12 protein-coding genes and 1 pseudogene are annotated in these 13,426 nt (G+C 66.5%); 9 read left to right on the top strand and 4 right to left on the bottom strand.

Going from position 1 to position 13,426, the window contains the following annotated elements; translation table 11 throughout:
* Positions 1-188: 188 nt before the first annotated feature.
* Positions 189-842, bottom strand: coding sequence for a TetR/AcrR family transcriptional regulator (locus tag DBV14_RS19005; RefSeq protein WP_124460951.1), 654 nt, complete (start codon positions 840-842; stop codon positions 189-191).
* Positions 843-995: 153 nt separating this feature from the next.
* Between DBV14_RS19005 and DBV14_RS19000 the strand changes: the two genes are divergently transcribed.
* From DBV14_RS19000 to DBV14_RS18965, 8 genes are all read left to right on the top strand, one after another.
* Positions 996-1,847 (top strand): hypothetical protein, encoded by an 852-nt coding sequence (locus DBV14_RS19000; protein ID WP_221621902.1) that lies wholly within the window; start codon positions 996-998, stop codon positions 1,845-1,847.
* A 7-nt stretch (positions 1,848-1,854) separates the two neighbouring features.
* Positions 1,855-3,480, top strand: a complete 1,626-nt coding sequence (locus DBV14_RS18995) for a GMC family oxidoreductase (protein ID WP_124460949.1) — start codon at positions 1,855-1,857, stop codon at positions 3,478-3,480.
* Between the two features lie 37 nt (positions 3,481-3,517).
* Positions 3,518-3,838 (top strand): NIPSNAP family protein, encoded by a 321-nt coding sequence (locus DBV14_RS18990; protein ID WP_124460947.1) that lies wholly within the window; start codon positions 3,518-3,520, stop codon positions 3,836-3,838.
* Positions 3,839-3,900: 62 nt separating this feature from the next.
* Positions 3,901-4,953 (top strand): BMP family ABC transporter substrate-binding protein, encoded by a 1,053-nt coding sequence (locus tag DBV14_RS18985; protein WP_124460945.1) that lies wholly within the window; start codon positions 3,901-3,903, stop codon positions 4,951-4,953.
* Positions 4,954-4,978: 25 nt separating this feature from the next.
* Positions 4,979-6,532 carry an ABC transporter ATP-binding protein gene (locus tag DBV14_RS18980; RefSeq protein WP_124460943.1) on the top strand — a complete coding sequence of 518 codons (1,554 nt, stop codon included), beginning with the start codon at positions 4,979-4,981 and terminating at the stop codon, positions 6,530-6,532.
* Positions 6,529-7,593 (top strand): ABC transporter permease, encoded by a 1,065-nt coding sequence (locus DBV14_RS18975; protein ID WP_221621901.1) that lies wholly within the window; start codon positions 6,529-6,531, stop codon positions 7,591-7,593. The genes DBV14_RS18980 and DBV14_RS18975 overlap by 4 nt, the downstream gene beginning before the upstream one ends.
* The gene (locus DBV14_RS18970; RefSeq protein WP_124460941.1) at positions 7,590-8,492 is read left to right on the top strand and encodes an ABC transporter permease; all 903 of its coding nucleotides are present in this window, start codon (positions 7,590-7,592) and stop codon (positions 8,490-8,492) included. The genes DBV14_RS18975 and DBV14_RS18970 overlap by 4 nt, the downstream gene beginning before the upstream one ends.
* Positions 8,493-8,518: 26 nt before the next feature.
* The gene (locus DBV14_RS18965) at positions 8,519-10,024 is read left to right on the top strand and encodes an amidohydrolase family protein (protein WP_124460938.1); all 1,506 of its coding nucleotides are present in this window, start codon (positions 8,519-8,521) and stop codon (positions 10,022-10,024) included.
* 10 nt (positions 10,025-10,034) lie between these two features.
* On the opposite strand, the gene DBV14_RS18960 is transcribed toward DBV14_RS18965, so the two are convergent.
* Positions 10,035-11,909: a CocE/NonD family hydrolase gene (locus tag DBV14_RS18960; protein WP_260397118.1), complete on the bottom strand. Its 1,875-nt coding sequence runs from the start codon at positions 11,907-11,909 to the stop codon at positions 10,035-10,037.
* 347 nt (positions 11,910-12,256) lie between these two features.
* On the opposite strand from DBV14_RS18960, the gene DBV14_RS18950 reads away from it, so the two are divergent.
* Positions 12,257-12,643, top strand: a complete 387-nt coding sequence (locus tag DBV14_RS18950; RefSeq protein WP_124460932.1) for a hypothetical protein — start codon at positions 12,257-12,259, stop codon at positions 12,641-12,643.
* A gap of 33 nt (positions 12,644-12,676) precedes the next feature.
* Here the strand turns inward: DBV14_RS18950 and DBV14_RS18945 are convergent, their stop codons facing one another.
* Both DBV14_RS18945 and DBV14_RS33625 read right to left on the bottom strand, forming a co-directional pair.
* On the bottom strand, positions 12,677-13,096 hold the full coding sequence (locus DBV14_RS18945; protein ID WP_124460930.1) for a hypothetical protein: 420 nt from the start codon (positions 13,094-13,096) through the stop codon (positions 12,677-12,679).
* 146 nt (positions 13,097-13,242) lie between these two features.
* Positions 13,243-13,426: pseudogene (locus DBV14_RS33625) on the bottom strand (APH(3'') family aminoglycoside O-phosphotransferase); the annotation flags it as partial.

The following is a 13,426-nucleotide window of genomic DNA, read 5'->3' as shown; positions in this document are numbered from 1 at the left end:
GCGCAGAGCACACCATCGGCGCGAGCGCCTTCAGAGCGGTCGTTGATCGGCCAATGCGAGAGCAGCGCCCTCGTGCGACTGGCATCGGGTGCTCCGCGCAGCGAAATAAAGGAGGAGCGAAGCGGGGGACATTCGCGGAGCAGAGCACACCGTCGGCGCGAGCGCGGGGCGCGGAGCTCCCCAAAAAGTCAGTCCAGCAGCACGCCCCCAAGCACCGTACTGACGATGCTCTCAAGCGCCTTGTCGTAATGCGCAGAAGTCATCTTCTTCACCTGCAGCACCGCATTCACGATCGGCTCGTAGTCGGCATAGAACTGCGTCGACGCCCACAGCAAGAACAGAAAGTGCTGCGGATCGATCTTGCGGATCTTCTTGGCCGCCATCCAGGCCTCGAACACCTCGATGCTCGCCGCCGTGCTCCTGGCGATGTGGGCCCGATCGGCCGCCGACAGGAACGCGCCGCCGCGCACCACCTCGTTCGCGAACAGCCGCGCTTCCAGCGGGTTCTTGCGGCCCAGCTTCAGCTTGGCTTCGACATACGCGCGCAATGCCACGGCGGGCTCCGTCTCTACCTTGAGGATCTGCAGCGCGCTGTCCCACTCTTCCAGCAGCGGCGCAAAGGTCGCGCTGTACAGCTCTTCCTTGGTCGCGTAGTAGTAGTAGACGTTGGCCTTGGGCAGGCCCGCGACGGTGGCGATCTCGGCGATGCGCGCGCCGTCGAAGCCCTTGGCGGCAAACACCTCGCTCGCCGCCTTGAGGATCTTGCGCTTGTTGCCCGCCCTGATCTCTCGGTCCGCGGTGGTTTCCGGCGTCGTGGATGGTGCAGGTCTGGTGTCGCGCATGGGCAATGGTGTCACTTTTTACCGGGAACAAATTCTAGGGGCGGCGCTGCGGGCAGCGGGAAATCACCTAGTCAAAATTTCTGACCAACTCGTCAGTTTTTTCTTTAGAATTTCCTGACGAACTGGTCAGCTTTTAGCGTTTGAATGTAACCCATGCCCCAAGCCCTGCGCAGCGCCCTGCAAGAAACACTGACGAATTGGCAAGCCGACCTGCCCGATGCCTGGCGCACCGCGCTGGGCGACGTGCAGCTCGATTTCGATGGCGTCGATGCGGCCCTGGAACTCGAAGCCTGGGAGCCCATCTTCCCGGCGCGCAAGGGCCGGCGCCTTCCCGGCATGCCCGCCGGCGCGCACATGCTCAAGGCCTTCGACAGCGTGGCGCCGTCGCGGGTGCGCTGCGTGGTGCTGGGGCAAGACCCCTATCCGTCCATCGACATCGCCACCGGCCGCGCCTTCGAAGTCGGCAACGTGGCCGAATGGCGAGAGCTCGACAAGATGTTCACCAAGAGCATTCGCGCCTGGGTGCAGATGGTGGCCGAGGCGCGCACCGGCGACGCCCGCTACGGCGGTGCCTTCGCCCACTGGCCGCACACGCTGCAGGCCATCGAATCGGGCGCGCTGCCCTTCGAATCGCCCGAGGCCCTGAGCGACCGCTGGACCGAAGGCGGCGTGCTGCTGCTCAACACCTCGTTCACGCTCAGCCGCTTCCAGGTGGGCATCGATCCGCACCAGTCGCGCGGCCACCTGGTGCTGTGGAAGCCGTTGATCGATGCGGTGCTGAACCACCTGCTGGCGCACGACGAGCCCCTGGTGTTCATGGGCTTCGGTGCCTCCGCCGCCGAGGCGCTGCAGTCGGCCGGCGTGGTCGAGGGGCGTCGCCGCAACGTCGCCTGCATCCTGCGCGAGCACCCGGCCAGCGCCGACGCCGTGCTGTCGCTGCCCAACCCCTTTGCCCTGTGCAACGCCTATCTCGCGGAGATGAACGGCGCTCCCATCAATTGGTAATTCATCAATGAACGACGCGAACGACTACGACTACATCATCGTGGGCGCGGGCTCCGCAGGCTGCGCCCTCGCCGCGCGGCTCAGCGCCCGCCCCGCCACGCGCGTGCTGCTGCTCGAAGCCGGCGGCAAGGACTCCAACCCGCTGTTCCGCCTGCCGATGCTGATGGGCAAGCTGTTCCAGTCGGGCATCTACAACTGGCACTTCCACACCGAGCCCGAGCCCAACCTGAACGGCCGCAAGCTCTACTGGCCGCGCGGCAAGGTGCTGGGCGGCACGTCGACCATCAACGGCATGATCTACGTGCGCGGCGGCAAGCAGGACTACGACGGCTGGGCCGCGATGGGCAACCCCGGCTGGTCCTACAAGGACGTGCTGCCTGCCTTCAAGCGCTCCGAAGGCCACATCCAGCGCGAAGGCGTGTTCCACAACACGCAGGGCGAACTGACGGTGTGCCGCGCGCGCGGCTGGAACGCACTGCTCGACGTGTTCTGCGAAGCCGGCAGGCAGGCCGGCTATCCGCTGAACGACGACTTCAACGGCCCCACGCAACTGGGCTTCGGGCGCTACGACTTCACCATCAAGAAGGGCAAGCGCTGGTCCACGTCGTTCGCCTTCCTGCGGCCGGCGCTCAAGCGCAGCAACCTCAAGGTAGTGACCCGCGCGCTGACCCACAAGGTCATCGTCGAGAAGTCGAAGGCCGTGGGCGTGGCCTACGAAACGAATGGCTTGATGCACACCGTGCGTGCGCGCAAGGAAGTGATCCTGTGCGCCGGCGTAGTCGGCTCGCCGCACCTGCTGATGCTGTCGGGCATCGGGCCGGAGGCCGAGCTGGCGCAGCACGACATTCCGGTGCTCAAGGCCTTGCCCGGCGTGGGCGGCAACCTGCAGGACCACGTCGACTGCGTCATGGCCTACGAGTGCAAGCAGCCGGTAACGCTCTACAAGGACCTGCGCTTCGACAAGATCGCGTTCTCGGTGGTGCAGGGCATGCTGTTCGGCGAAGGCATCACCACGACCTTTCCGTACGAGGCCGGCGCCTTCATCAAGACATCGCCCGAGCTGGCCGACCCCGACGTGCAGCTGCACTTCATGCCGGCGCTCGAAAAAACGGCCAACCTGTATTTTCCGAACCCGTTCAAGAAGACCAGCATCGAGGCCAAGCACGGCTTCACGCTGCGCGTGGGCCCGGTCAACCCCAACAGCAAGGGCCGCATCCGCCTGCGCTCGGGCCGCCCGACCGATGCACCGCTCATACAGCCCAACTACCTGGACACCGACTTCGACCGCAAGACCATGGTGAACGCGATTCGCGCGACGCGCCAGGTCATCGAGCAGCCGGCGTTCGACGCCTACCGTGGCAAGGAAATTGCACCCGGCCCCGACAAGCAAAGCGACGAAGACCTGATGGCCTGGCTGCGCGCCACCGCCATGACCACCTTCCACCCGGTGGGCACCTGCAAGATGGGCCACGACGACATGGCCGTGGTCGACCACCGGCTCAAGGTGCACGGCATTGCCAACCTGCGCGTGGCCGACGCCTCGATCATGCCGGTCATCTCGAGCGGCAACACCAACGCCCCGGCCATCATGATCGGCGAGAAGTGCGCCGAATTCATCCTGGCCGGCCAATAGCAGCAAGCAGATTCACAGGAAAGAAAAGAGCACTGCCATGATCATCGAACACCGCCTCTATACCTTTCGCCCCGGCACCATCGACCAGTGGCGCGAGAAGTACGAACGCGAAGGCCTGCCGGTGCAGAAGCGCCACCTGAACAAGTTCGTGGGCCTGTACGTTTCCGAGATCGGCCGGCTGCACACCACGGTGCTGATCTGGGCCTACGACAGCCTTGCCGACCGCGAAGCGCGCCGCGCCGCGATGTACGCCGACCCCGAGTGGCAGTCGTTCATCAAGAGCGTGTGGGCGCTCGACGCCATCCAGAGCCAGGACGTGATGATCATGAATCCCGCGCCCAGCTCGCCCACGCCCTGAGTCCCTCCCCCAGTTTCATTCGCCTGTTCGCCCGCCCTTCCCTCAACCCCAGAGATATCCGCATGACAACCAACGCCACCTCTCGCGCCGCCACCCCACGCCGGCAGATCCTGAAAGCTGCAGCAGGCCTGGGCGGTGTCGCCATGGCCAGCGCCCTCTATCCGCTGATCGCCAACGCCAAGGGCGGGCTGATCGCGCTGGTGCACACGCAGGCCGCGGGCGATGCCAGCGCGGTCGACGCGATGATCGCGCGCCTGAAGCTGCTGGGCAAGGAAACGGGCATGCAGACCCGCGCCATCTACGCGAAAGACCCGTCGACCTACGAGACCATCTTCCGCACGCTGGGCGACGCGGGCGCGGCGGTGATCGTGTCGACCTTCAACGAGGTCACCGAGCCCTTCAAGGCACTGGCGCCCAAGTACCCGAAGACGCAGTGGCTGCAGCTGTTCGGCGACGAAATGAAGCCGGCCATCGCGAACGTGACCACGGTGTCGTACGACTACTACCTGGGCACCTACCTGGCCGGCATCTTCGCGGGGCGCATGTCGACCAGCGGCAAGATCGGATTCATCGGCGGCATGTCGATTCCGCCGCTGAACGCGGACTTCAACGCCTTCAAGGCCGGCGTGCTGTCGGTGCGCAAGAACGCGACCGTCACGGTTGCCTTCGCGGGCTCGTTCCAGGACCCGGTGAAGGGCCGCGAGATCGCCACGCAGATGTACAACAGCGGCATCGACTTCATCCAGACCGATGCCGCCGCCACCGACGCGGGCATCATCGCGGCGGCCAACGACAAGCCCGGCCGGCTGGTGAGCTGCCTCGACCCGGCGCAGTATCCGCAGGGCCCCAAGTCGCTCGTGTCCATCGTCAGCCTGCACTTCGGCAAGTCGCTTTACGACGAGGCCTCGCGCATCATGAAGGCCGGCAAGGGCGGCTCGCACCTGCACACCGGGCTGGGCACCGGCGTGGTGGCACTGGAGCTGTCGCCGCTGTTCCAGAAGGAAGGCGACAAGGCGGTCGCGGCCAAGGCCGAAGCCACCATGGCGGAGATCCGCACCGCGCAGGCGGCCATCCTCGGTGGCTCCCTCAAGGTGCCGTTCAACACCGTTCTCTGATTTCCCCGATTCTTCCGGCTGCAGCATGAACAGAAGTTCTCCGAACGGCGAGGCCACCCATCCGGGCGCCGCGCTGGTCCTCGATGGCGTCACGGTGCAGTACGACACCGTGAAGGCGCTGTCGGATGTTTCCATCGCCTTCGAGGAAGGGCTGATTCATGCGGTGGTCGGCCAGAACGGCGCGGGCAAGACCACCTTTGCGCGCGTCTGCTCGGGCCTGGTCAAGCCCACGCACGGGCGCGTGCGCATCGGCGAACACGACATCCGCACCGGCCACGTGAGCGCCGCGCGCGCGGCCGGCGTGGAGCTGGTGCACCAGAGCTTTGCGCTGCCGGCCTCGTTCACCGTGGCGCAGGCCATGGAGTTCGGCTCCGACCGGCACCGCGGCCTGTTCACCTCTCGCCAGCTCGAAAAGCGCTGGCAGTCGCACCTCGACGGGCTGGGCCTTGCGGTGAGTCCGCGCGAGGTCATTCGCAACCTGCCCATCGAGACGCAGCAAGGCATCGAGATTGCACGCGCGCTGGTGACCGATGCCAAGGTGCTGATCCTCGACGAGCCGACGGCCGTGCTCGCACCCGCCGGTGTCGAGACGCTGTTCGAGCGCATCCGCATCCTGAAGAAGCGCGGCGTGACCGTCGTGCTCATCCTGCACAAGATCCGCGAAATGATGGCCATTGCCGACACCGTGAGCGTGCTGCGCCGCGGTGAACACGTCATGGGGCCGGTGCCCTGCGGCAACATCAGCGCCGCCGACCTGAGCCAGTGGATCATGGGCGACGCCAAGGCCCCGCCACCGGCCGGCAGCGAGCCTGTCGCACGAAAGCCGAATCCCGGTGCGCCGACCGTGATGCGCATGCACGAGTTGTCGACCAAACCCGATGCCGAAGGCGCCGCGCTGGCGCAGGTGAGCCTGGACATCCGCGCCGGAGAAATCATCGGCATCGCGGGCGTCGAGGGCAACGGCCAGCGCACGCTGGTGCGCGCCATTGCCGCCCTGGCGGAAACCGCCGGCGGCACCATTGCATTCGACGGCCACGACCTGACGCACAGCGACCTCGCCACGCGCCGCGCGGCCGGCCTTCGCATCATTCCCTTCGAGCGCAACGTGGAAGGCCTTTCGCTGAACAGCAGCCTGTGGGAGAACTGGGCCATGGGCCGCCTGCTGAAAGACGGCCTGCTGTCGTTCGTGCGGCCGAAGAAGCTGCAGGCCGAATGCGACACGGCGCTCACGCAGTGGGACGTGCGCTACGCCACCTGCGGCCAGCCCGCGGGCTCGCTCTCCGGCGGCAATGCGCAGAAGGTGATCTTCGCGCGAGAGGTCGACGACAGCGCCCGCCTGATCATCGCGGCTCAACCCACGCGCGGCCTGGACATCGGCGCCACCGCCTATGTCTGGAAGGCACTGCGCCAGGCACGCGACCGGGGCGCCGCGATCATCCTCATTTCTTCCGACCTCGACGAGCTCTTCGACATCAGCGACCGCGTGCTGGTCATGCTGCGCGGGCAGGTCGTCGGCGAGTACAGCGCGCCCTACGACCTGCGGCAGGTCGGCCAGGCCATGGTGGGAGCCCACGCATGACATCGAACGCCATGTCTTCCTCTTCCCTCTCGCTGGCGCGCATGCTGCCGGTGCTGCGCGTGCTGCTCTTCGTGTGCCTTGCGCTGCTGCTGTGCGCGCTCGCGTTCTTCTGCGCCGGGCTGCCGGTCGGCGAGCTGTTCACGGGCATCCTCGACGGTGCGTTCCTGCGCGACGGCGCGGTGCACCAGGGCCTGCGCTGGGCCATGCCGCTGTTCATTACCGCGACCGGCGTGGCCATCGCGTTCCGCGCGGGCTTCTTCAACATCGGCGCGCAGGGGCAGTTCTACATCGGCTCGATCTTCGCGGCGTTCACGGCCGAATGGCTGTCGGGCGGGCCGGCCTGGCTCGTGGTGTCGTGCTGCCTGCTCGCGGGCATGCTGGGCGGTGCGCTGTGGGCCATGTGGCCGGGGCTGCTGCGCCTGCGCTCAGGCACCGACGAAGTCATCACCACGCTGATGGGCAACTTTCTTGCGGGCCTGCTGCTGGTGTACGTGACCTCGGGTCCGCTGAAAGACCCGACCGGTTCGGGCCAGCAGGCTTCCAGCCGCCCGATTGCCGATGCCTACCGCATCTCCGATTCGCTGGGCGTGTCGCCGCTCATCGTCATCCTCACGCTGCTGGTGTTCGCGCTGTCGTGGCTGCTGGCCAACCGCACGGCGCTGGGCATCGTGGCCAACCTGGCGGGGCGCAACCCGACCATGGTGTCGTGGCAAGGCGCACGCGTCGGGCGCATCGGCCTCTTCAGCTTCCTGGTCAGTGGCGCGCTGGCGGGGCTGGCCGGCAGCATCGAACTGCTCGGCCCCAACGGACGTCTGGCCAGCGGTTTCCTGCCCGCGCACGGCTTCACCGCCATCCTGATCGCGCTGGTGGCGCAACTGTCCATCGTGGGCACCGCCGTGTCGGCGCTGTTCTTCGGCGCGCTGGCATCGGCCGCGCTGTACCTGCCGGTGATGGTGGGCCTGCCCGCGGCGGCCATCGAAGTCATCAACGCCACCATCGCCCTCTTCATCACGTCCCGCGCCAAGTGGCTGGACAAGCTCCTGACCCGAAAGCCGGCATGACAGACACACTGGTTTCCATCCTCATTTCGGGCACGCCGCTGATCTACGTCACGCTGGCGGGCGTGCTGGCCCAGCGCGCGGGCGTCTGGAACCTGGGCCTGGAAGGGCTGATGATCATCGGCAGCTGTGCGCTCATCGTGGGCATCGTGCAGACCGAATCGTTCGTGCAGGCCATGCTGATTGCCATTGCGCTGTGCGTGCTGGCCTCGGTGCTGCTGTGGTACGTCGTCGAGAAGCTCAAGGCCAACCCGATCATCGCGGGCCTGGGCCTGGCCGGCCTTGGCCTGGGCGGCACGTCGCTGGCCATCCAGGCGCTGTACGACAGCGAAGCCACGGTAACGGCGCCCTTCGGCATACCCAAGCTCAACAGCCTGTTCGACGCCGACCTGGGCGCGTTCGGCAGCCTGTCGGTGTTCGTGCTGTTCATGCCGGTGGCGGTGTGGCTGGTGTGGCTGCTGCTGGAACGCACCCGGCTGGGCCTGCAACTGTCGGCCTCGGGCGAGCACCCGTTCGCGGCGCGCAGCGTGGGCGTGAACCCCAGCCGCATGCGCCTGCTGGCGTTGGCGCTCGGCGGCATCCTGTGCGCCATGGGCGGTGCCGAGCTGGCCGGCGGCAGCCTGCAGATCTTCTCGCAGAACATGACGGCGGGCCGCGGCTTCATGGCCTTCGCGGCCGTGATCTTCGGTGCCGGCAGCGCGCTCGGCGCCACCGCGGCGGCGCTGTTCTTCGCCATCGTCTCGGCGCTGGGCATCCGCGCCCAGCTGATCTACGGCGGCGCGATATCGAACGACCTGCTGCAGGCTCTGCCCTACATTGCCACGGTGTTCGGCGTGTGGCTCAGCACCAAGCTGCGCGGTGGCCTTGGTTCGATCCGGGGCACGGCGGAGATGCGCGACTGAACGGCGCGCATGAGGAGCAGCAACGCATGACGACGGCATCGAAGTCCATCCTGATCCAGGGCGCGGAAGTCCTGGCCATGACCCGGCCCGACGGCGAGCGCCCCGTACGCGCCGACGTGCTGCTGCAAGACGGAAAAATCGCCGCCATCGGCACCGGCCTTGCCGTGCCCGCGTCTTGCGAAGTCATCGCGGGCCACGGCAAGCTGCTGATGCCGGGCCTCGTCAACGCGCACACGCATTCGAGCGAGACCTTCTTCAAGGGCCGCTACGAGCAGATGCCGCTGGAGACCTGGCTGCTGTACGCCTACACGTACATCTCGGGCGCGCCGATTCCCGACCGCCTGCTGTACCTGCGCACCCTGCTGCTGGCGATGCAGTCGCTGAAGAACGGCGTGACCACGCTGTGCGACGACTTCTTCGACCCGATGGCGCACAGCACCGAGCGGCTCGGCATCGTCTTCCAGGCGTACCGCGATGCGGGCATTCGCGTGAACGTGTCCAGTGCCGTGCTCGACACGCCGGTGCTCGATTCCACGCCCTTCGGCCACGAGATTTTTCCGGAGCACCTGCGCAACCAGCTCACCTTTGGCGCGCCCACCACGGTGGCCGACTACACGGCCTATTGCCAGGAGGCCTTCAGGCAGTTCCACGGGCAGGCCGATGGCCGCCTGCGCTTTGCCATCACGCCGTCGGCACCGCAGCGCTGCACCACCGGCATGCTGCAGGCCTGCCACGCGCTGGCCGTTGAACACGGCGTGCCGCTGCACACCCACCTGCTCGAAACCAAGGTGCAGGCCGTGGCCGGCCAGATGTTCTACGGCAAGACACTGCTGGCCCACATGCACGACATCGGCGTGCTCGACCGGCACACCACGCTGGCGCATGCCATCTGGATCACCGACGACGACATCGCGCGGATGGGCGAAGCCGGCTGCTCGGTGGTGCACAACCCGTTGAGCAACCTCAAGCTGGGCTCGGGCCTGGCGCCCATCCGCAAGCTGCTGGACGCAGGCGTGGCCATCGGCCTGGGCACCGATGGCCTGTCGTCGAACGACAGCGCACGCGTGTTCGACCTGGTGCGCTTCGCCACGCTGATGCACAACACCGGCGGCACGCCACCGGCGCAATGGCTCAGCGCCATCGAGACGCTGCGCATGGCCACCATCGACGGCGCCCGCACCGCCATGCTCGACGGCGTGACCGGTTCGCTCGAAGTCGGCAAGGCCGCCGACCTGGTGATGCTCGACCTGGACAACGACAACTTCCGGCCCCGGAACGACATCGTCAGGCAACTGGCCTACTGCGAGAACGGCAGCTCGATCGAACTGGTGGTGGTGGCCGGCCACGTCGTTTGCCGCAACGGCCAGCTCGCCACGGTGCGCGAGAACGACGTGTGGGGCGAGCTGAACCAACTCCTCCCCGCCTACCTGGAAGAACACGGCCGCTGGGAAATTGCCAACCGCGTGTTCGAGCCCTGCTTCTCGGAAGTCATCCGGCGCTGCAAGGCCACCGACATCGGCCTGCAGCGCTAGGCAAGACGCTTCAGACCGGGCCCGCGGCGGGCAGCGGAACATCCACCTTGGGCCGGCACGGCTGCCGCTGTGTCGCCTTGCAGTCCGGCAAGGCATTGGCATGCGTGTACGGCACGTGGCCCAGCACGATGCTGGACGGCCGGGCCTTGTCATGCCACACCGTGTAGGTCGAAGGCGCCTTGCTGTTTCCGAACACCCAGTAGCCGGTTTGCGATGGCGTGTCGAGCGTCAGGCGAATACTGGAGCCCGCACGGAACACGTGCGCGAACTTCTGGATTTCGAGCCGCATCTGCGTGGGCTCGTTCGGCACCAGCGGCTTCACTGCCGCCTCGGTGAAATCGCCCCAGGGCCGCAGCACGCTCGACCTTGCGGCGTCCAGTTGCCGCTTGGAGGCGCGCAGCCAGCCGCGCTGCACGAACATCTCCATGCCATCGGGGCGAACCTCCGACACGGTGACCTGCAGGTCCGCGTCGCTGGTGGTCGAACTCAGCCACAGGTCGACCGAGCCTTCGCCGTAGAAGCTCAGGCTTTGAGGCAATGCCGCTGTGGTGAAGGTGAGCTGGCCGTCCGGTGCGGTCACCGGCTTCCAGCCTTCGTCGTCCGGATTGTTGACGGCGGGGCTGTCCACCGGATAGCGGTAGCTGCTGGGCGGCACCACCGGGTCCTGCGTTTCCACGTCGCTCATCGCGCCGCCGGGCTTGAGCCACAGCCGCATCGGCGTCGCCTTGACCGGCAGGCGGTCGAAGGTAGCCACCGCGGTGGGCGTCAGGACGGGGAACTCGTCGTCGCCCCCGGACACCTGCAGCTCCTGCAGCAGGTGCACGCGCGGCTCGCGCTCGAAGCCGTTGGCCTCGCCCTTCAGGAAGTGCGCATAGAAGCGCTTCTGCATGTCGAAGATGTAGGCGCTCGATTGGCTCGTGTCGTGCGTGCCGTTGGAGCTGATCAGCCACATCTTCTCGGGCGCGATGGTGTCCTCGTAGTAGCCCATGCGGCCGCCCACCTGCTCGTCTTGCCACGACTGGCTGCCGAGCGTGGGAATGTCGATGTTGCCGGTGACGAACATCGCGCTTTTCTTCGCGTAGCGCGCGCCGTAGTGCGGGTCGGTGTTGAGCCACAGGTCAAGGTCGAGATCGGGCCGCTTGATCTTCTCGAGGTTGTCGGCCACCGTCTTCCCGCATTCGGTGTCGCCGTCGAGCTCCCTGGCTTTTTCGGCGGCGAATTTCCAGATGCCGGGAAACCCCGACCACCACAGCGAAGGAAACCCGATGTTCTGGATGCCGCCCGGATAGGCGACGTCGCGGTACGGGTCGGTCACGTTCTTGCCCGGCGCAATGGCCACCAGCCCAGCCGGCCGCTGGGCCGCCACCCACAGCTGGTTGTAGCCCGGATAGGAGTAGCCCACCATGCCGACCTTGCCGGTGGACCACGGCTGCTTCGCGGCCCACTCCACCGCAAAGGCACCGGCCGCGCCGACCGTGGCATCGAACACCTGGTCTTCACCGCTCGAGCAGCCTGTGCCCGGCACGTTGAGGCCCATCACCGCATAGCCCTCGGGCACCCAGCGGTCGGCTTCGCCCGACTGCGAGCCCGAGGCATAGCCGTCGTATTCGATCAACACCGGAAAGCTGCCCGTCGCGCGCGGCAGCATCACGCTGTAGCGCATGCGGTTGCCATCGGGCAGCGTGAGGTAGCCCCACTTGCGAAGCGACCCGTCGCCGCCTCTGTCTGGCGGAGGTGCAGGTGGAGGCGGTGGTGGCGTGCTGCCCACGATGGGCGGAAAGAACGTGACGCCGGATGAACCACCGCCGCAAGCACTGAGCCCGGCCACGAGAACCACCGACGAGGCCATCGCCAGCCAGAGCCCTCGACAAGCAAAAATCTTCATGCATTCGTCTCCATTGATCTGTTGAGCACCGATGCCCCGACGAGGCATCGGCGCGCAATCTAGACGCAATAAAAACGCTTGTCGAAATTCGTGAAGGGTTGGTGAAGGGCTCATGAAGAGGGCTTGCCATTGCGGGCAAATGGTTGTTCCCTGGAGGCCACCGGAACGTTCGGCGGCTTGTGCATCGGAGCGGCCGGGCCCCGGTCGCGGTCACGAAACGAACGGCTACAGTAGCCGGCACAAACACCCATGCGAGCCATGCTTCAGAAAGAAGACGACCGGTATCTGTGCACCGCGCGGAACGCGATCCGCTGTTGTTGTCGACCTCTTCGCGGCAAGGTTCCACGATGAGCCGAACGCGCTGGACCGTTGCCGCATTCGTGTCGGTCGGCGCCGCGCTGCTGGCACTCGTCTACAGGGAAGAACTTGCGGCGAGTACGCTCGGCAGCATCGCCCTTGTCGCGCTGCTCGCGCCCGCGCTGGTCACCCTGTACGTGCTCGTGCATGTGCTGGGTGAAGGCGCTGTGCTCCTACTGCTCCTGGGTGCGTTCAAGGTCGTGACGCTGGGGCAGGTTCGCATCGGCTTCCCTGGAGCGGGCATGCAGTTTTCCTGGCACGGCTTTGCGCGTGCCGATGACGGTTCAGTGGTTGCTTCGGAGAATGCGATGGCGCTCATCGGCATTGCAACCTATGCGGTCGCGGGTCTGGCTGCATATTTCTTCTCCCGCACCTGAGAAAAGCAATTCGCCAGGCTCGGCGAACCGGGGTCACAGCCCCAGCTTCGTCAACGACCAGGCCACCGTCCCGAGCTGCACCACGTTGAGCATCATCCCGACGATGTGGAGCCGGCGGAACTGCGAGACGGACGTGTCGGCAGCCGGGATCGTGTGCCGCAGGAAATCCATGCGCGGGATGATGAGCCAGCGGCGCAGCGCAAACGCCAGGCCCGCAATGAACGCCATGCCTACGGCAAAGACGAACCTGCCGGACCACACATAGCAAAGCGCCGCCGCGCTGCCGGTCAGCATCACCGCGAGGTAGTAGACGTTGAACAGGCCGCGGATGAAGCGCGAGTCCAGCGGGGTGTCGTGCTTGAGCACGAGCAGCGGCAGCGAGCCCATCATGAAGAAGCCCATCCACACGAGCAGGATGACCGTTGCCGCTAGCGAAATGACGATGGGAAGCATCTGGACTGAACCCTCCACGGTCGCGAAGCATACGCCCGGCCGGCGCATTCCGGGAGGGGGCTAGCGTGGCTGCCGGTTCAGCATGACGTTGGACAAAGCAGGCTCCCCGGGCTGGTGGAAGATGGCAAGGGCCGCGCCCCCAACCCTCAACCCACCGCCCAGGTCAGCGGGTCGAGCCGCAGATAAAAATCGAGGCGCCCGTCGTCCAGTGCATCCGCCCCGTAGGCCTCGGACAGAAGCGCCCTGGCGGCCAGCGCGTCCTCCGGCCCCCGCCAACTGTCTCGCGCGTTCGCAAGAAAGAGCGAGAAGTCGACATGCCGGTCCGCGGTG

The sequence above is a fragment of the Variovorax sp. KBW07 genome, from assembly GCF_003852515.1.
Taxonomy (GTDB): Bacteria; Pseudomonadota; Gammaproteobacteria; order Burkholderiales; family Burkholderiaceae_C; genus Variovorax.
Note: the sequence above shows the minus strand (reverse complement) of the source record. Positions and strands in the feature narration are given on the sequence as shown.